Origin of the sequence: Paraburkholderia sp. BL17N1 (genome assembly GCF_003634175.1) — a bacterium.
GTDB lineage: Bacteria > Pseudomonadota > Gammaproteobacteria > Burkholderiales > Burkholderiaceae > Paraburkholderia.
Window position 1 is genome coordinate 103510 of record NZ_RBIW01000002.1, and the last position, 18355, is coordinate 121864.

Annotated in this window: 15 protein-coding genes and 1 pseudogene; 8 read left to right on the top strand and 8 right to left on the bottom strand. The window is 61.3% G+C overall.

The features are described from left to right. Positions 1–10 precede the first annotated feature (10 nt). Together B0G82_RS20350 and B0G82_RS20355 are read left to right on the top strand one after the other, a co-directional pair. Entirely contained in the window at positions 11–1267 is a 1257-nt protein-coding gene (locus B0G82_RS20350) for an acyl-CoA dehydrogenase family protein (protein WP_121308825.1), read from the top strand. Between the two features lie 72 nt (positions 1268–1339). Further along, complete coding sequence (locus B0G82_RS20355; RefSeq protein ID WP_121308826.1) at positions 1340–2239, top strand: LysR family transcriptional regulator; 900 nt, start codon at positions 1340–1342, stop codon at positions 2237–2239. Between the two features lie 644 nt (positions 2240–2883). Here the strand turns inward: B0G82_RS20355 and B0G82_RS20360 are convergent. Both B0G82_RS20360 and B0G82_RS20365 read right to left on the bottom strand, forming a co-directional pair. Beyond that, entirely contained in the window at positions 2884–3612 is a 729-nt protein-coding gene (locus tag B0G82_RS20360; RefSeq protein WP_277872793.1) for a hypothetical protein, read from the bottom strand. A 254-nt stretch (positions 3613–3866) separates the two neighbouring features. Beyond that, positions 3867–4352: an adenosine-specific kinase gene (locus B0G82_RS20365; RefSeq protein ID WP_121308827.1), complete on the bottom strand. Its 486-nt coding sequence runs from the start codon at positions 4350–4352 to the stop codon at positions 3867–3869. 236 nt (positions 4353–4588) lie between these two features. On the opposite strand from B0G82_RS20365, the gene B0G82_RS20370 reads away from it, so the two are divergent. The 4 genes from B0G82_RS20370 (at position 4589) to B0G82_RS39780 (ending at position 8233) form a co-directional block, all read left to right on the top strand. Continuing rightward, on the top strand, positions 4589–4753 hold the full coding sequence (locus B0G82_RS20370) for a zinc ribbon domain-containing protein (protein WP_106286471.1): 165 nt from the start codon (positions 4589–4591) through the stop codon (positions 4751–4753). A 108-nt stretch (positions 4754–4861) separates the two neighbouring features. Then, positions 4862–6289 carry an alpha,alpha-trehalose-phosphate synthase (UDP-forming) gene (gene otsA / locus B0G82_RS20375; RefSeq protein WP_116145255.1) on the top strand — a complete coding sequence of 476 codons (1428 nt, stop codon included), beginning with the start codon at positions 4862–4864 and terminating at the stop codon, positions 6287–6289. A gap of 403 nt (positions 6290–6692) precedes the next feature. After that, the gene (locus B0G82_RS20380; RefSeq protein WP_121308828.1) at positions 6693–8063 is read left to right on the top strand and encodes an FAD-binding oxidoreductase; all 1371 of its coding nucleotides are present in this window, start codon (positions 6693–6695) and stop codon (positions 8061–8063) included. Further along, positions 8060–8233, top strand: coding sequence for a hypothetical protein (locus tag B0G82_RS39780; protein WP_158608174.1), 174 nt, complete (start codon positions 8060–8062; stop codon positions 8231–8233). Before B0G82_RS20380 ends, B0G82_RS39780 begins: the two co-directional genes overlap by 4 nt. Positions 8234–8385: 152 nt before the next feature. Here B0G82_RS39780 and B0G82_RS20385 read toward each other — a convergent pair whose 3' ends face one another. Next, entirely contained in the window at positions 8386–9726 is a 1341-nt protein-coding gene (locus B0G82_RS20385) for a trypsin-like peptidase domain-containing protein (RefSeq protein WP_121308829.1), read from the bottom strand. 588 nt (positions 9727–10314) lie between these two features. Beyond that, positions 10315–10992 carry a transporter substrate-binding domain-containing protein gene (locus tag B0G82_RS20390; RefSeq protein WP_199730149.1) on the bottom strand — a complete coding sequence of 226 codons (678 nt, stop codon included), beginning with the start codon at positions 10990–10992 and terminating at the stop codon, positions 10315–10317. Between the two features lie 702 nt (positions 10993–11694). On the opposite strand from B0G82_RS20390, the gene B0G82_RS20395 reads away from it, so the two are divergent. After that, complete coding sequence (locus tag B0G82_RS20395; RefSeq protein ID WP_121310739.1) at positions 11695–13485, top strand: serine hydrolase domain-containing protein; 1791 nt, start codon at positions 11695–11697, stop codon at positions 13483–13485. A gap of 21 nt (positions 13486–13506) precedes the next feature. Here the strand turns inward: B0G82_RS20395 and B0G82_RS20400 are convergent. Continuing rightward, positions 13507–13935 (bottom strand): annotated as a pseudogene (locus tag B0G82_RS20400) (YadA-like family protein); the annotation flags it as partial. Positions 13936–14402: 467 nt separating this feature from the next. On the opposite strand from B0G82_RS20400, the gene B0G82_RS20405 reads away from it, so the two are divergent. After that, positions 14403–15515 (top strand): patatin-like phospholipase family protein, encoded by a 1113-nt coding sequence (locus tag B0G82_RS20405; RefSeq protein WP_121308831.1) that lies wholly within the window; start codon positions 14403–14405, stop codon positions 15513–15515. A gap of 191 nt (positions 15516–15706) precedes the next feature. On the opposite strand, the gene B0G82_RS20410 is transcribed toward B0G82_RS20405, so the two are convergent. The 3 genes from B0G82_RS20410 to B0G82_RS20420 form a co-directional block, all read right to left on the bottom strand. After that, complete coding sequence (locus tag B0G82_RS20410) at positions 15707–16132, bottom strand: OsmC family protein (RefSeq protein ID WP_011492126.1); 426 nt, start codon at positions 16130–16132, stop codon at positions 15707–15709. Positions 16133–16413: 281 nt separating this feature from the next. Continuing rightward, on the bottom strand, positions 16414–16968 hold the full coding sequence (locus tag B0G82_RS20415) for a carboxymuconolactone decarboxylase family protein (RefSeq protein ID WP_121308832.1): 555 nt from the start codon (positions 16966–16968) through the stop codon (positions 16414–16416). Between the two features lie 32 nt (positions 16969–17000). Further along, complete coding sequence (locus B0G82_RS20420) at positions 17001–18329, bottom strand: aspartate aminotransferase family protein (RefSeq protein ID WP_121308833.1); 1329 nt, start codon at positions 18327–18329, stop codon at positions 17001–17003. Positions 18330–18355: the final 26 nt, after the last annotated feature.

Consider the following 18355-nt stretch of genomic DNA (forward strand, 5'->3'; position numbering starts at 1 on the left):
GGAACCCATCATGTATTTCGCACATTACCCGAAAGTTGAAGACCTGATGCGCCGCGTGCGCAGTTTCATGGACGAGCATATCGTGCCGCGGCAGCGTCAGTGGCACGAGGAAGTGCACGCGGGGCGCTTCCCCGTTTCGTTCATGGAAGATCTCAAAGCCATGGCCAAGGCAGAGGGCCTGTGGAATCTCTTCCTGCCGCACCTGAAGGACGGCGAGCCCGGCACGCGTCTCACGAACCTCGAATACGCGCCGCTCGCGGAGATCATGGGCCGCGTTTCGTGGGCGTCCGAGGTCTTCAACTGCAATGCGCCCGATACCGGCAACATGGAACTGCTGCACATGTTCGCGACGCCCGCGCAGCGCGAAACATGGCTCGTGCCGCTGCTCGATGGCCGAATCCGCTCCGCGTTCGCGATGACCGAGCCGGATGTGCCCTCCTCCGACGCGACCAACATCACGACCTCCATTCGCCGCGATGGCGACGACTACGTGATCAATGGCCGCAAATGGTTTATCACGAACGCTGCGCATCCGAACTGCAAGCTGTTCATCGTGATGGGCAAGTCCGATCCGGATGCCGAAAGCCATCGTCAGCAGAGCATGATCCTCGTGCCGGCAGGCACGTCCGGCGTGACGGTCGTACGCAATATCCCGGTCATGAATCACATCTCGCCGGAAGGACATTGCGAGATCACGTTCACGAATGTTCGCGTGCCCGCGTCGAATCTGCTCGGCGAAGAAGGCAGCGGATTTGCGCTCGCGCAAGCGCGGCTCGGGCCGGGGCGCATTCACCACTGCATGCGCTCGATCGGCGCGGCCGAGCTCGCGCTCGAACTGATGATCGAGCGCGCTCAGGAACGCAAGACGTTCGGCAAGTATCTGCATCAGCACGGCACGATCGGCGAATGGATCGCGAAATCGCGCATCGAGATCGATCAGGCGCGCTTGCTCGTGCTCAAGACAGCGTGGCTGCTCGACGAGGTCGGCGCGAAAGAGGCGCGCAAGGAAATCTCGATGATCAAGGCGCTGATTCCGCAGGTGCATACGGCGGTGTGCGATCGTGCGATGCAGGTATTCGGCGCGATGGGCGTGAGCCCGGACACGCCGCTCGCCGATCACTGGACCTGGGGACGGGCGTTGCGTTACGCCGACGGTCCCGACGAGGTCCATCTCCAGGCCATCGCGAAAATGGAACTGGCGCAAGGCAAGGAGCGACCCGGTGCAATGGCGGCCTATCTGAACGTGCCGCCGCGTGACTGTCCCTGACGAAATCGAGGCAAACGTACGCATCCTCACAGCGCCTCCCGTTTATGATGATGGGCAAACGGAGACTGTGAGATGCGTTCACCAAAGCTGGATCTGAACCTGTTCGTGGTGCTGGAGTCGATCTACGAGAAGCGCAACCTGACCCGCGCGGCCGAGGCGCTCTTCATCACGCAGGCCGCGGTCAGCAATGCGCTCGCACGCATGCGCAAGGCGTTCGATGATCCGCTGTTCGTCAGCACGTCGTCCGGAATGGTGCCTACGCCGTTCACGGAGAACATCATCGGGCGCGTGCGTGAAGGACTGCAATTGCTCGAGGCGAGCGCGACCGAAGGCGACGTGTTCGCCCCGGCCGCGTCCGAGCGCACCTTTCGCCTCAGCATGCCCGATTTGACCGAAGCAATCCTGCTGCCGACGCTCGGCGAACTGTTGCAACAGCAGGCGCCCGGCATGCGCATCGAGTCTTATTTCACCCCGCGAAGCGAGGTCAGCACCGCGCTCGCCACTGGCAAGATCGACTTCGCCATCGACGCGCCGCTTATCGATGATCCGCAGTTGCATCAGGCGCGCCTCGGCCGCGACCGGTACGCCTGCATGCTGCGCCACGATCATCCGTTCACCGGCGAGACACTCACGATGGACGACTACCTCGCGCTTGGCCATATTCAGGTGTCGAGCCGGCGTCAGGGCAGCGGAATCGTCGACGCCGAGCTCAAGCGGCTAGGCAAGCAGAGGCGCATACAAATGCGCGTGCAGCATTACATGGTCGCGCCGCTCGTCGCCTTGCGAACCGACCTTGCGCTGACCGCGCCGACACAGTTGCTGAAGCGTCACGACGCGCGCATGGTCGATCTGCCGTTTCCGCTCTCCGAGCTGGAATGGCATTTGTACTGGCATCGCAGCAGCGAACAGGACCAGGCGAGCTTGTGGCTTCGGGGAAAGATGATCGAGTTGATGTGCGACAAGCTCATGTGATGCGTCGCGCAGCGGTGTTTTCGCATGTTGAATCCGCTTCTACAAAGACATCTGAGCCGAGTTTCCACGGGCAGCCTTTTTCCCGTGGCCGTCCAGTATGCGTCGAGGCCACTCGGAGTGCCGCATGCGGGTCTCGCCAAGTAGTTCGGTTAAGGCGAGGTGACGAGCACCCAAGTGGATGGACTGCTGACAGACATGCTCTTGTCGCTCGATCTGTGGGGCAGCACGGACGCCGCCGAGTTGTGCATCGCAGACTGGTTGCGTCAACATCCATATTGACACGCCTGCCGTAGCATGCGCCGCGCAGCACCGCTCCGAGCCAATTCCCACTTTGCAATAGCCGGCCGCTATCGCCCTCGCGCCTTGCCTGCGCTGTTGATGCGCCGACCGACGAACGTCATCCTGGAACCGTATCGGCCCTGTCATCGTGCGATAGCGCGGTTGTCGCGGACGTCAAAAACTGCTTCGACTCTGGCATTGCTACATTGCGCGATCGAATCGACCACAACGACGCCCGCGCCCGACAATCCAGGCGTCCAATTCCTGTTTGCCAGGACCATCCGCACCAGCAGCAGTGATATGGGTGCCGTCCTGAACCCATTGGGATTTCAGCAACGCCTCGCGCGATGGCGTAGCGGTCACAATCAGATTTGAATTGATTGCAACGCCTTCTGCGGACTCGTAAGCATGAACCGAGAACCCGAACACCGACATGTCGTCTGCAAAAAATGCAGCCGCCGCTCGGCATTCGGTTCCCAGACATGCACGTCGCGGCACGATGTCACCGCGCGCAGATATTCCAACTGTAGCCGCGCCTGCACACCCGTGCCGGTGATGCCGATCCCGTGAACCTCGCGCGGAGCTAGCGCACGTGCAACTCGTTGGCCCGCGATTGCGGTGCGCACGCAGGTCAGCCAGCCTTCGTCCTGCAGCAATGCGACAGGCGCACCGGTCTTTGCCGAGAAGAGTATGACCAGCCCGTCGTTGCTGGGTAATCCCGCTGCGGGGTTGTTGTAAAAGCCGGACGATACCTTCACCGCGAACGTAGCAGCCCCGTCGACGTACGCTGACTTGATGCAGCATTCGCCGTTGCTCGCCTCGAACCGGAAGTTCTGAATCGGCGGCACCTGGGCCGTTTTGCGGGAATAGGCGATAAGGCCCTGCTCGACCATGCGTACCGCCCGTTCCGTGTCGAAGCGCGCTACGATTTCGTCTTTCGGCTCCAGGCTCCGACGGCCTGGAGAATCTGTATACAAATCATCCCGGAGCGTACCACTACCTTCTCGAGCATGATCGTGACTTCCTCCGCGAACTGGGATTTGATAGTGGAACAAAAAGAAGGAAACGTGGAGACGCGTTGACCTCTGAGACATGCAAAATGCGGATCATCAGGGTCATTAACGATCCGCGCCAGCCAAGCCGCACTGAAATTTGGCGGGCAGATAGGCCAGCGATGTTAAATGCGACCAAACATTGCTACGCATGGCTACAGGAAGTGTTGCCTCCTTCACGACGCAGCGCATGCTCACTCTGACGCAGGATGGCTGACCACAGGGTGCCGGGCCCGCAGGCCTAAATGTTCCATGGTTCGATGGGCACGCAAGTCGGGCGAGGAGAGCCACCACATCTACACTTTGTAACCGATAGCGCGCAACAGATCCTTACGCCATTGAACGTCCTCCTCGTCTTCCACGCCGAGCGGCGGGAACCCGTCAACCACTCCCACGATGCCGCGCCCTTGCTCCGTCTCGGCAACCAGAATCTGCGTGGGATTCGCTGTCGCACAGAATATCCGGCATACCTCCGGCACGGTTTTTATCGCATTCAGAATATTGACGGGGTAAAAGCCGTCGCCGAGAAAAATCACGAAACTATGGCCTGCGCCGATGGCCGTGGCATTCTGGCACGCCAACTCGACCAGGCCGGCGTCGGTGCCAGACCGGCGCACAAGACGCTTACCTGACGCTTCACAAAAGGCCACACCAAACTTGATACCCGGAACGGTACCGACCATTGCCTCGTGCAGATCCTCGACGGACTTGATGAAGTGGCTTTGCCCCAGGATGAAGTTCGTCGCTTCAGGTTTGACGATAGTTACCGTAAGCAGTTGCATATCTGACCTCGTTCTGTGCCGCCAGGAACACTGCGCAGAGGCGGTTTTGGCCAGCAGGCGGATGTTAGTTCATCACGTTTCGCCGGACAGCGACCGTCTTGGCCATAATCAAGCCTAGTACGAACCGGAGACACATGCCTGTGCATTCCTGCACTAGAATGGATTTCTCACAGTACCGGGCAGTGCTGGTGAGTCGTATCAGGCCTGCCAGGTGGATTCGTGTTGGAGAAGTGCATATGCCAACGTACCAATATCGTTGCGAGAAGTGTGGCCATTTGTTCGAGCACGCTGAACATCTCGCCGAACACGAGAGCGCCCATCCGAGTTGCCCGAAGTGCGGAAGCGAGACGTGTCAGCACGTACCCACGCCATTTATCGCCAAGACGTCAAAAAAGAGCTGAAATCTTGGTTCGCGACAACTCGTCCATGGAGCGGATGATTCACTGTCGGCGCTCCCCCTTGGCGTCCGGACGGTGGGTGCCACATGAGCGCAACAGCACAAGGACCTCATGAGTCGTCTAGTCGTCGTTTCAAATCGCACTGCCGATCCTCGCAAGCCTGCAGCCGGCGGACTCGCTGTAGCGGTAAAGGACAGCCTGCTACAGACCGGTGGGCTCTGGTTTGGCTGGAGTGGCAAGATCTGCGAAGCGGCGGATGGTGCAACAGTCGGCCGGGGCGAAGTTCATGTTCAAACGGCGGGCAACGTCACCCTCGCGACACTTGATTTAAGCCGGGAAGACCACGATACGTATTACCTGGGTTACGCCAACAATGTCTTATGGCCGGTATTCCACTACCGGCTGGACCTGGCCAACTTCGACACACGATTCGCTGCAGGCTATCGGAGGGTCAACCAGTTATTCGCGCACAAGTTGCTGTCGCTATTGAAGCCTGACGATCTCATCTGGGTTCATGACTATCATTTGATCCCGCTCGCGGCCGAGTTGCGAGCCATGGGATGTAACAACCGCATCGGCTTCTTCCTGCATATTCCGATGCCGCCGCCGCTAATCATGGCCGCGATTCCGGAACACGAATGGCTCATGCGCTCGCTCTTTGCCTACGATCTGGTGGGCTTTCAAAGCAAAGCCGACCTGACGCATTTCACTCACTACGTCGAATCGGAAGCGCAGGCACAACAGTTGAGCCCGGATCGTCTTCGGGCATTCAATCGAACGTTGCGGGTCGGCGCGTACCCCATCGGTATCGACGTCGACGACTTCATTCGTCTTGCCGACTCGAAGGAAGGGCGCGACATGTTCGTCCGGATGCGCGAGGAGTATTCGCGGCGGCGTTTGCTGGTGGGCGTCGACCGGTTGGACTACTCGAAGGGATTACCGCAACGTGTCCATGCTTTCCGCGAACTGCTGACCTTCTACCCGGAAAACCGCGATAGTGCGACGCTGATCCAGATCGCCTCCCCTAGCCGCGAGGACGTCGACGCCTACGACGATCTGCGGCGTCAGATGGATAGCCTGTGCGGCGCGATCAATGGCGACTTCGGTGAACTGGACTGGATGCCGGTGCGCTACATTCATCGCAACGTGGCCCGAAAGCGTCTGCCGGGTCTCTATCGCGCGAGTCGAGTAGCGCTCGTTACGCCGTTGCGGGACGGCATGAATCTGGTCGCGAAAGAATTCATCGCCGCACAGGACTCCGCCGACCCGGGCATGCTGGTGCTCTCGCGCTTTGCCGGAGCCGCGGAGCAATTGAAGGAAGCGCTGCTGGTCAATCCCTACGACACGCAAGGCACGGCGCAGGCCATCCAGCGGGCGCTAACGATGTCGCTCGATGAACGGATCAACCGGCATGAAGCGCTTCTTCAGCGAATCCGCAAGTTCGATGTGCACTGGTGGAGTTCGACGTTTCTGCAAGCGTTGGAAGATTGCGGGCACCAAGAAGAGGCGGCGAGCGGTATGCACCATCTATCTGGCTGAGCACGGTCGGCAGGCTCGTGCATCAGCGAACTCACACTCCCGACCGTTAAGGAACTTCCGGAATCCCCGGTGCCGGCCATTCAAATGACCATTTGAGGCTGCGCTGGACGCTTTCATGCCGTCTGGCCCGTCAAGTTCTCCGGTCGGACGCGCCCTTTTTTCTGCTGAACTAAAGAGCCGCCGCCGATGGGTCGAGTTTCATTCGACTCGTTGCTCGCTCGTTCTGCTGTCAGTGTCGTCAATCGGAAAGGCCCTTCCGGCGATGGCGTCGGAGCACTATTCTTTTCATCAAGTGGGGTGCGAGGCCAGCCTCGCGAACGAAAGTTCGGTGCGAGGCTTCTTAGGACGGCAGCGCTTCATCGCGCCTGTGCGCGATGGACCAACTATTCAAGGAGGCGGCGTCATGGATGAGTTTGCGATTCAGGGATTTCGCGGAAGGCTGATCGGTCCGTCAGACAAAGACTACGACGAGGCGCGAGCGCTCTACAACGGCATGATCGATAAGCGGCCCAAGGTGATAGCCCGCTGCACCGATGCCGCCGATGTCATGGCGGCGGTCAACTACGCGCGCGAAAACAAACTGCTTCTCGCAATCCGCGGAGGCGGACACAACGGTCCCGGTTTGGGCAGTTGCGACGGTGGGCTGGTCATCGACCTTTCGCAGATGCGCAGCGTGCGCGTCGACCCAGCGAGCCGCACCGTACGTGTCGAACCAGGTTGCACTGCAGCGGATGTCGATCACGCGACCCACGCTTTTGGCCTCGCCGTACCGCTCGGCATCGTCGGCAGCACGGGCGTCGCAGGTCTGACCCTGGGCGGAGGAACCGGCTACCTCACGCGCAAGCACGGCCTCACAGTCGACAATTTGCTCGAGGTGGATGTAGTGCTGGCCGACGGCTCTTTCGTCACCGCTAACAAGGACAAGCACGTCGACCTCTTCTGGGCTGTGCGCGGCGGCGGCGGTAACTTTGGCGTGGTCACAAGTTTTCTATTTCAGGCCCACCCAGCCAGAATGGTGTTCGCCGGTCCGATCTTCTGGGACGCCAAGGATGCCAGGCAAGTTATGGCGATGTACCGCGATTTCATCCCACACGCCCCCGAAGAGCTTGGCCTGTTTGTCGGCCTCAAAACCGTACCTCCAACCGATCCCTTCCCCAAGGAGCACTGGAACAAACGCGCCTGTGCCCTGATCGGTGCCTTCAACGGGCCGACCGCAGAAGGTCAGAAACTCATGGCCTCGCTGCTCGAGAAACTGCCCGTCCCGCTGTTCAACTGGATGGGCGAGATGCCGTGGACCGCCATCAACAGTCTGTTCGACCCGTTTTTCCCTAAAGGCTTGCAGTGGTACTGGAAGGGCGACTTTGTCAAGGCGCTGCCTGACGAGGCAATCGACGTGCACATCGCCAACGCGCTCAAGGCACCGACCCCGTTCTGCCTGATGCATCTTTACCCCATCGACGGCGCCGTTCGGCGGATCCCCAGGGATGCCACGCCGTGGAGCGCGCGGGACGCGTCTTTTTCGATGGTAATTGCCGCAGTCAGCCCGGATCCCAAGGATGCCGAAGCGCTTAAGACCTGGGGTCGTGCCTACTGGGGGGCTATCCACCCGTTCAATCTGGAAGGCGCCTACGTCAACTTCCTGGACGCCGACGAGGCCGAGAACCGAGTCGAACTAAGCTACGGCGAGAACTACACACGCCTTGCGTCGATCAAGGCGAAGTACGATCCCAATAACCTGTTCCGGGTCAACCAGAACATTAAACCGAAAGCGTGAAAATCTACGCGCGCGGCCTCGCGCGCCCGCGCCGCGTGGTGGTGTTCAGCGCGATCACGCTGCAAACATTGCCGTCGTCGTTGCCGGGTGGCTTGCTTGGGCCGCGCACGTTTGAAGAGCGTCCACGTCGCGCGAACTCCGCGGGGTTCACGTTCCCCGCACTCCATTGACTGTGCAGAGGGTTGAGACACGCTGTGCGAATATGCCCGGTCTGCGATCGGTCGTGATCGTCCTTCACCCGGGGCGTTAGCGACATGAGTTCACCGCGTCGGCATGCGAGGCGGGAATCGTGTACCGATTAGCCGCTCTCGCACTCCGGTTTTTATTTGAGGTCGACCGTGACGAAGCTTCGTGCGTGATTGCGCTGGATCAGCAACGCTGCCTTCTTGCCAGCCCTTGCCGCAAGCGATGCCAGTTCATCCTGCGACGCGACCAGTGTGCCGTTCAACGACAGCACGACATCGCCCGGCTTGATGCCGGCAGCGACCGCTGTCCCCGACACGTCGTCGACCATCAGGCCTTGAGGAAGATCCATGCTGCGCCGCTCCTGGTCGGTCAAAGAATGCATCGTGAGGCCAAGATGATCGAGCGCGTGAAACTGCCGCGAGCCTGCGTCAGAGCTTGGGCCTGCAACCCCGCCCGCACCTGCGTTCGCCTCTTGCGACGCTGGCCCGACATTCACCATCACCGTCATCGGCTTGTGATCGCGGATCAACTTCAGCGGGACTTTCGTTCCGGTCTGCAACGCCGGGTTCTGTCCGGTTAGATCGGCCGCATGGTCGATAGGCTTGTCGGCGAGTTGCACGATCACGTCGCCCGTTTTCAGATTGCTCGCCGCCGCCGGACTGCCCGGGTCGACCGACGTCACCAGCGCGCCCGCCGCGCGCGGCAGGCCGAACGCGTTCGCCAGATTCATATCGACGTCCTCTACCTGAATGCCCAGATTGCTGCGCGCATTGTCTTGAGCGCTTGGCTGGCCCTGCTGGGCTTGCTCACCCTGCAACTGCGAGCGCACCTTGTTCGCCATATTGATCGGGATTGCGAACGTCAGGCTCTGCAGGCGATCGCTATCGGCATACACCTGCACGTCGATGCCGACCACTTCGCCCGCGCGGTTGAACACGGGGCCGCCCGAGTTGTCGGGGTTCAGCGACACGTCCGTCTGGAAGAACGGAAACGTGCTGCCATCGGCGAGCGTGCGCGACGTCGCGCTGACGATGCCCGCCGTGACCGTGTTCTGATAGCTGTCTGGCGAACCGATCGTCAGCACCTGCTCGCCGACGCGCACGCGCGCCGAATCGCCGAGCTTGACGGTAGGCAGCTTCGTCGCGTCGATCTGGAGCACGGCGATGTCGCTTTGCGCATCGACAGCCACGATTTTTGCCTTGAACTCGCGCCGGTCGGTCAGGCGCACGGTCACGTCATCCGACTGATCGACGACATGCGCCGTCGTCAGAATGAGACCGTTCGGGCTCACGATGAAGCCCGATCCGACGCCGGACATCACCCGCGGCGTAGCGCCCAGGCCGTTTTGCGATTGTGGCAAGGCCTGCTTGAAGAACGAAAAGATCGGATCGTCACCGTCGACCGCTTCGGCGCTAGGACCAAAAGCGGGCGTCGCGCTCGCGGGCACATTCACCGGCACTGTCACGCGGATATTCACAACAGCCGGCCCATAACGCTCGACGATCGCGGGAAAGTCGATTGGCGCGGGCGTGCTGCCGGTTGCAGCACGTATTTCCTTCGCTCGCGCGGTGGCGGGCGCCGGTGGTGGTGCTGATGCAGGAGCAACCGCGGAAGCGGCTGCCGGAGAAGTGACGACTGCGGCCGCGTCCGCGCAGGAACAACCGGTCAGACATGCCGCTGTTACGGCGGTGTAAAACCAGATGCGAGACAGCGTTGAGTGGGTCGATTTGGTATGGTTAAACACAGCGCACCTCCCATGGTGCCTTGCACTGTGAAGAAATTATTTCGCGCGTCTGATAGCGCCGAGCGCGTTCCATTGCGCTCGCGCGCAGGGATACGATCGACCCGATACATGATCTTCGATGGATCAAAGTCGACTTGAGATTCGGCTGCAGCATGTTTGCCAGCAACGGGCCATCAGGACGCGAACGGTTTGCTCGCTCGTCCTCTTTTATTTATAGGGAAGCAGCGAGCAAATTGCAGCGAGTACAAATCCTGGCGTGCGTCAAAGGGTTGTCGTCGGCACGCGTTTCATGCGGCGATACTCGTCTAGGAACGCAGCTGATCACCGATCTACCGAAGGCGCACCTTGAGCCGCTCCATTCAGCATGCGGTGAGTAATTTGCGATCGAAGCGCCTGCAACTCCCCGCTTGCCCGCATATCCCGAATGACGGCCTCCACCCGGGGCACGAGTTCGCGGTTGCGCTCATTCAGGAAATGGTACATGTCAATATGCTGCAGGGGCGGCAACACCGCTCGCAACTGCCCGTCCAGACCCAGCCTGCGTATGACGAGCATACCGCTGAAGAGATCGTTGACGGCAACATCGATGCGATCGTGGGCAAGCATCAGCATCATTTGATCCATCGTCTCGGTGACTTCAACCTGTGGCATTCCGGCCGTCCCGCGCTCAGACGAACCTACACCGCGTATGATGCCGACGCGGTAAGGACGCAGCGATTCCCAACCGTTGACGTGGAAATTCAACTCCTTCACGAAGGCCGCTGGCTCGATATAGTTGAATGGCTCCCTGACAGCGACGAGCGTCGGATATTCTCTCTGTACATCGAGCACGCGCTGAACCTCGCCATCCAGGCGACCCGAACTCGACTCGATCAATGACCGCTTGGCCGGCACGTCGACAAATTCAACGTGAATGCCGAGCTTGGCATAGACGACCGTGAGAATCTCCGCACCAACCTCCTGGTCCGGAACATTCGCTATACGCGCGATCTGCAACACAGGCTGAGCTGGGACATTTATGCAGGCGAAACCGATCAGGCTGCATGTCAGCAGCCTTAAAACCCTCCCCGGGAGCATTGCAGCTCGGCGAAGCGCCGGACGCCTGGTCGTAAGCATGTCAGATTCCCGGAAAATGCCCAAAGTCTAGCGTTAATGCCGCTCGCTGCTGGCGGACGTCAGGCGAAAGATGGCCTCGTACACGGAAGCTTCCGGCGCGGCGGACGAATGCGTACAGGCGGCGAATTCCAGCCGTTGCCTTACCCAATGCGTCCGACGTTCGAACGACCGCTTTGCGCACCTGATGCGCCCGTGATGGAGAATGAGGCCAGCGCAACGTAAATCAAAGAGATCGTATATCGGCGATTGCGTCAGACAATATCTCGTGCTGCGTTGAGCAGAATTTGATACCTTATGGGCGCGCTCTTAAGCCAAAGCTTCGTAGCATCTCGACACGTCGCTACTCAAGTTCGCCCGCACGCCTATGATTTGGGGCACGGTGGTCCGGTCAAAAGAAGCTATCCCGCTGCGTCGAAATTGAGAAGATCGTCATTGCCATCTTGGCGGCACCATAGCTGAAGAAACGCGCTTTTTGCAGATCCTGATAACCAGAGAAAAGGGAATGCCGTGACCAAGTGCGATCGCAATCACGAGGTTCTTTTCAGCGTAGGCCGACGGCAATTTCTCGGCTACACCGGCGCCGGGATGCTCGCGGCAGTGCTGCCCGGCTGCGGCAACGGCGACATCCAGTCGACGCCCTATCAGCAGACCATTGCGCTCGGTCAACAGATGATCCAGCAAGCCATCAGCGATCCGTCGAATCCCGTCGCCGCGATCTCGATCGCGATGGTCAAGGGCAACACCGTGGTCTGGCAGCAGGCCTTCGGGTTGGCGTCGGTACCGGGGCAGATCAAGGCAACGCCGCAGACGCGCTTTAACATCGGCTCGGTCAGTAAGTTGTTCCCGGCACTGGCGGCGACGATCCTCGTCGATCGCGGTCGGATCACGCTCGACACGCCGATCGTCAAATATCTACCGACCTTCACGATGCTGTCGCCGGAATACGCGCAGATCACCACGCGTCATCTGCTGTCGCATGCATCCGGCCTGCCCGGCACGAATGGGCGCAATCTCTTCACGTTTGAGCCGGTTGCCGGATACGCCGCCGACACTCAAGCCGAACTCGCCAACTCGCACCTGAAGCACCTGCCGGGTGAGCTGGCCGTCTATTGCAACGACGGCTTCACGATGGTCGAGCAGATCGTGCTCGCCATGACGGGTCAGAGCTTCGCGGACTTCGTCCAGTCGGCTATTCTCGCGCCGCTGAAGATGACCCAGTCCAGCTATCTGACGAGCGCGCCGTCCGGAGGATCGTTCTCACTGCCGTACGTGAACGGCACGCAGCACCAGGAATTCGTCAATGCGTACGCGACCGGCGGACTGAGTTCGACGCCCGCCGACATGATGAATCTCGCGCAGATGATCTACGGCGGTGGCGTGTTCCAGGGACAGCGCATTGTGTCTGCAGCGGGCATCGCGCAGATGGGCATGGATCAGACAAAAAACCTGACGATCAACCCGTCCCCGGAATGGCGCTGGGGTCTCGGCTGGGACACTGTGGTGCAGCCGGCGCTCGACGCCGCGGGCGTGCTCGGCTGGGAAAAGGACGGCGGCACTGCGTTCTATTCGACCGAATTTTTCGTGGTGCCCAACTCGCAGTTCGCGCTGCTGGTGACCGGCAATGCGGGCTACAACGCCCGGGCGATTGCCGAAACGCTGGTACTGTCGGCGTTGAAGGAAGACGGCACGATTTCGTCGCTGCCGGCGAAGCTTGGTACCACGGCGCCGCCGGTCGCTTCGGGGCCGGGCATTGCGAGCGGCGCGGGCATCTACGGCAGTTCGGATTTGCCGTATCAAGTGCTCGCCGACGCGGATGGTAGTCTGCAGATCAACCAGTGGGACGCTGCTACGCGAGGCTGGGCGAAGATCGGCGGGTACCAGTACCGCAGCGACGGCTGGTGGTGGAGCGATAGCGATACGGCGTCGTATCGCTTCGCAGTCGTGTCGGGCAACGACAGCGAAGGAAATGCGTTCAACTATCGCTATCTGATGAAGCGGGTCGTGCCGGGCGCGGGCTACGCGTATCTGACGCTGCCGGTCGGCCAGCAACTCGCCCCGCTGGCGGCGCTCGACAGCGCGTGGCAGCAACGCGTCGGCACCCAGTGGACGTTGACCAACGATGCGCCGAGCGCCGTGCCGATTGTCGTGCTTGGCAATCCGCCGGCGTTCTTCGCGACACTCGCCGAACTCCCGGGCTACGTGCTGTACGGCAACGAAGATCTTCGCTATCAACTGATCGTGCCGCTGAGTGATACGCTCGGCGGCATGTCGATCAAGGTGCCGGGCAATTTTGGACGCGACCTCTATGAGATCCGTTTCGCGTCGACCACGGCAACTTCGCTGACGATCGGCAGTTCGATCTACGCGCGGATCTGACGGAGCGAAGGCATCCGCGCCCTACGATTGCATGGCCGCGCCCATCCCGAAGGTGGTGCCGCCGGGGCTCATGCCGACACCTGCTTTCATCTTGACGTTCTCGGTGAGACGAGCGGTTCCGCCCGACGCCACGGCCTGATAGCCACGGAAGCCCGCCGTGCCGATGCCGAATGACAAGGTCTTGTCCTTGTCGACCTCTGGAATCATCGTCAATGCGGTTGCCGCGGCGATGCCGGAATAGGCATTGCGCGCGACCGAATTGATGCCGGATTGCACCGATCCGGCACCCAGCGCAACGCTGTTTGTCATCGTCGCGCTCGCGCCGGCGCCCATTGCGATGGCATCGATGGCGCTGCTTTGCGCCCCCGAGCCGATCGCCACGCCGCCCGGCGCCGTGGCATCGACGACGGCGCCGTTGCCGATGTCCACGCCGTTGTCACCGTTAACTACGGTCGTCGGTCCAACGGCAATAGTGGTGATTGACGTCAGATTGCGATCCGCGCAAGCCAAGCCGCACTGAAATGTGGCCGGCAGATGGGCCAGCGACGTTATATGCGACCAAACATTGCTACGCATGGCTACAGGAAGTGTTGCCTCCTTCACGACGCAGCGGGGTCGCCCAAAAGACGGCGAAACTATTACAAAACCCTAAATCTGGCAAATGATACTGATTTGTTCTGCGAGGCATGAAAATTCGATTTCGTTTCCTGAAACGTTTGCTCCTATCCGGTTAAAACCCATTACGAAATGCAACAACCTCATTTTTCAGGTTAATTGCTCACGCACAGAAGGTGCGCCCCACCACGCGCCATGGCGGAAATTCGTGCGGTGCAGTACAACGGTTAAAACCGCAGCGGCACTTTCGTTTTCCCCTATGAGGTCAACGACTGCTGCGCGACCGCAGCACGGGGGTCAGCATGGCGACGGCAAAAGACATTCCCACGATCGGTCTCGCCCTCCAGGGCGGCGGCGCGCACGCGGCGTTCACGTGGGGCGTGCTCGACCGCCTGCTCGACGAAGTCGGGCGCGGAACGCTGTCGATTCTCGCGATCAGCGGCGCGAGTGGCGGAGCGCTCAACGCCGCGGCCTGCACCTACGGCCTGAGCAGAAGTCCCACCGACGCCAAACGGGCGCTCGAACAACTCTGGACGCTGGTCGGCGGCGCGTCGAAATGGCAGCCGTTCTACAACTTCCCCACGGATCTTCTGAAGTCTCCCGAGCGCTGGAATGTGGATCTCAATCCGGTGGTGCTCGCGCAAAGCATGCTCGAGCCGCTCAGTTCGCCGTACGCCATGCCGTGGCTGACCAATTCGCTCGGCTCCATCATGGAAACGGTCATTCCGGATTTCGGGGTCGTCAATCACCCGAAAGACGCCGTGCCCCAGCTCTTCGTGGCGGCGACCAACGTCAACCTGACCGCGCTGCGCATCTTCGGTCCGGGCGAAATTTCGGCGAAAACGCTGATGGCATCAGCCTGCTTCCCCACACTCTTCGAGGCGGTGAAAATCGATGGCGAGTTCTATTGGGACGGCGGCTACATGGCCAACCCGGCGCTCGCACCGCTCGTCGAGTGGGCCGACGACATCCTGAGCGTTCTCATCGATCCGCTCCGCACGAAGCACGGGCCGCCTGAACGCCCCAGCGAGATCAACAACCGGATCAACGAAATCAGCTTCGGCGCGTCGTGGGTCGCGGAAGTTCGTCAGATCCAGCTGATCAACGAACTCGTCGCCGAAAACCCTGGCCTTCAGCACCACGGAAAGCCGTACTCGACCAAGCGCTTTCACGTGATTCGCGCCGACCGCTTCATGGACGAGATCGGCGCTGCATCGAAGAACACGCCCTCCATCGAATTTTTCCGCGCCTTGCGCGAGGCGGGCCATGCGACGGCCGACATCTGGGTGCGCGATTGCCTGCCGAGCGTCGGCAAGACTTCAACTTTCGATCTCGACAAGCTCGTGAAGAACCGCGTCAAAGGGACGCCCACTGCGATGCGCACCGTTCAGCAGGCCGAGGGTGAAACGCCTTGATGCGCCTTATCTGATCGAGCCGGATGAAGGCGGCTCGTTTTCGCGTCGGAACTTTGCTGCGTAGCGCTGCGAGGAGGCCAAGGTGTGACGGCATAGGCGTCCCGCTTCAGGGCCAGCAAACAAAAGCCGGCGCCGGGTTTGACCCGCGCGCCGGCTTTATCGTCTGTCGATCACCAAGGAAAGTCGCGAACTCAGGTTTCGAGCTTCGCGTCCATCGTGATCGTGGCGTTCAATACTTTCGACACCGGGCAGCCGGCCTTGGCGTCGGCGGTCGCTTTCTCGAAGGCGGCTTTGTCGCCGCCGGGGATTTTCACGGCTACGTCGAGATGCACCGCAGTGATCGCGAAACCGCCGCCGTCCTTGTCGAGCGTGACGGTGGCCGTCGTGCCGATGCGTTCGGGCGTAATGCCGGCCTTGCCCAGTTCCGCCGAAAGCGCCATGGAGAAACACCCCGCATGCGCAGCCGCAATCAGCTCTTCCGGATTCGTGCCGATGCCGTCCGCGAAGCGTGTCGAAAACGAGTATTGGGTCTCCTTGAGGACGCCGCTGTCGGTGGAAATCGAGCCCTTGCCGTCTTGCAGGCCGCCTTGCCAGACTGCTGATGCCTTGCGCTTCATCGCTCTCTCCTGTTTGTGCCAGCTTCGCGCGCTGCACGACCGAATCTGACGCCTGCCGCAACGATCCCGCCCGGGTGGTCTGCGGTTCCGGCATCGGTCGAGAATGTCGCGCGGCGTCGCCGGCGCGGGCGTGGACCGAACTCCATCATAGGCGCTTCCGTGTGCCAGCGTCGTGACGTTGCCGGTAATCGGTCAAACAGATGCCGCCTCAGGAGCCGCCCGCGCCGAAGTTGCCGCTCGCAGCGCGCGCGATTGCACAACGGCGCTGCCATGCCGCCCGCCTATTCGGCGAACGGCAAGCTCTCCTGCCCGAGCGCGCGCATGCCGAATACGTTCAGCGTCATGGCCACCAACGCGTAATAGCCGAGCAGGCCTACCAGGTTGATGACCACCTGATGTCCGAAGCGTTCGACCGCCTTCGCATAGATTGCGTCCGAAACGCGCTTGGTGTCGTACAGCTCGCTCGCGAAGTCGTGGATCAACGCGTCGTCGGCGTCCGCGAAATTCGGGCGCTTTCCTTCGCGAATCGTCTCGGCGTCCGCTTCGGACACGCCCGCCTGCAGCGCGATCGGGTAGTGGATGTACCACTCCGCCTGCGCCTGCCAGCGCGCGGCGGTCACGAGAATCGCCAGCTCCGACAGGCGCAGCGGCAAACCCGTCCGGTAACGGCAGAACGCGCCCAGACGTTGCGCCTGCTGCGCCAGTTCCGGACTATGAATCCAGCCGAGAAACGGCCCGTTCAGATTGCCGCGCGGGCCGGACAGAATTTCGTCGAGCACCGCTTTCTGTTCAGGCGTGGCGGCGGACGGGTCGAAGTGAGGCAAACGCTCGGTCATGATCGCTCTCTTGATTGGTGGCGTCGGAATGCTCAAGCCGCGGCGAGCGCACCGCCGACCGCATCCGTGAACCGGCTGACGATCTCGTCGATGTCGCGCTCGGTGCAGATGAACGGCGGCGCCAGCAGCACATGATCGCCGATCCGGCCGTCGACGGTGCCGCCCATCGGATACACCATCAGACCACGCGCGAACGCCTCACGCCGGATTGCGGCGTGCAGCTTGAGACGGGCGTCGAACGGCGTTTTGCCGACGCGGTCCTTGACCAGCTCGACACCGACGAACAACCCCCGGCCGCGCACGTCGCCGATATGCGGATGCTGCGCGTAATGCTCGCGCAACCGTCCGCGCAACTGATCGCCGCGCGCGAGCACATTCGCCAAGAGATTGTCATCCGCGATCACGCGCTGCACTTCGAGCGCCGCGGCGCACGCGGTGGCGTGACCGATATAGGTATGGCCATGCTGAAAGAACCCCGAGCCGCAGACGATCGTCTGATAGATCCGGTCGCTCACGAGCGTCGCGCCGATGGGCTGATAGCCCGCGCCGAGGCCTTTGGCGATGGTCAGGATGTCCGGCGCCACGCCGTCTTCGTCACAGGCGTACAGGTAGCCGGTGCGGCCCATGCCCGACATGATCTCGTCGAGAATCAGCAGCACGCCGTAGCGATCGCACACCGCGCGAATCTTGCGGAAATACTCGCGCACCGGCGGCACCGCGCCGGCGGTCGCGCCGACCACTGTTTCCGCAACGAAGGCGGCGACCGTATCCGCGCCGAGTTCGAGAATCTTCTGCTCGAGTTCGTCGGCGAGACGCTGCGCGAAGGCCTCTTCAGTTTCGTCCGCGCGCTGCTCGCGGTACGCGTAACACGGACTCACGTGATGCGCTTCGATCAGAATCGGCAGGAACGGCTCGCGTCGCCACGCATTGCCGCCTATCGCCAGCGCGCCGAGCGTGTTGCCGTGATAACTCTGCCGACGCGCGATGAAATGGCGGCGCTGCGGCTCGCCCTTCTCCACGAAGTACTGGCGCGCGAGTTTCAGCGCCGCCTCGATCGCCTCCGAGCCGCCCGAGACGAAATACACGTGTTCGAGCCCCTGCGGCGCGCTCGCCACCAGACGGTCGGCGAGTTCTTCGGCAGGCGCGGTGGTGAAGAACGACGTGTGCGCATACGGCAACTGCTGCGACTGTCGTTTGATCGCGTCGATCACGCGCTGGTTGCTATGACCGAGACAGGAAACGGCGGCGCCGCCGGACGCGTCGATATAGCGCTTGCCGGTGGAATCGATGATCTCGATGCCGTCGCCCGCGACGGCGACCGGCAGCGACTGTTTAGGCGAACGATGAAAAACGGTGGACATGGTGTTCGGTTTCCTGTGATGACGGC

Excerpts from the sequence above, each read along its gene's own strand:
- B0G82_RS20395 (WP_121310739.1), top strand. The coding sequence starts at position 11,695 with ATGCTCGCGGCAGTGCTGCCCGGCTGCGGCAACGGCGACATCCAGTCG.
- otsA (WP_116145255.1), top strand. The coding sequence starts at position 4,862 with ATGAGTCGTCTAGTCGTCGTTTCAAATCGCACTGCCGATCCTCGCAAG.
- B0G82_RS20420 (WP_121308833.1), bottom strand. The coding sequence starts at position 18,329 with ATGTCCACCGTTTTTCATCGTTCGCCTAAACAGTCGCTGCCGGTCGCC.
- B0G82_RS20370 (WP_106286471.1), top strand. The coding sequence starts at position 4,589 with ATGCCAACGTACCAATATCGTTGCGAGAAGTGTGGCCATTTGTTCGAG.
- B0G82_RS20410 (WP_011492126.1), bottom strand. The coding sequence starts at position 16,132 with ATGAAGCGCAAGGCATCAGCAGTCTGGCAAGGCGGCCTGCAAGACGGC.
- B0G82_RS20350 (WP_121308825.1), top strand. The coding sequence starts at position 11 with ATGTATTTCGCACATTACCCGAAAGTTGAAGACCTGATGCGCCGCGTG.
- B0G82_RS20415 (WP_121308832.1), bottom strand. The coding sequence starts at position 16,968 with ATGACCGAGCGTTTGCCTCACTTCGACCCGTCCGCCGCCACGCCTGAA.
- B0G82_RS20355 (WP_121308826.1), top strand. The coding sequence starts at position 1,340 with ATGCGTTCACCAAAGCTGGATCTGAACCTGTTCGTGGTGCTGGAGTCG.
- B0G82_RS20360 (WP_277872793.1), bottom strand. The coding sequence starts at position 3,612 with ATGTCTCAGAGGTCAACGCGTCTCCACGTTTCCTTCTTTTTGTTCCAC.
- B0G82_RS20405 (WP_121308831.1), top strand. The coding sequence starts at position 14,403 with ATGGCGACGGCAAAAGACATTCCCACGATCGGTCTCGCCCTCCAGGGC.
- B0G82_RS20365 (WP_121308827.1), bottom strand. The coding sequence starts at position 4,352 with ATGCAACTGCTTACGGTAACTATCGTCAAACCTGAAGCGACGAACTTC.
- B0G82_RS20380 (WP_121308828.1), top strand. The coding sequence starts at position 6,693 with ATGGATGAGTTTGCGATTCAGGGATTTCGCGGAAGGCTGATCGGTCCG.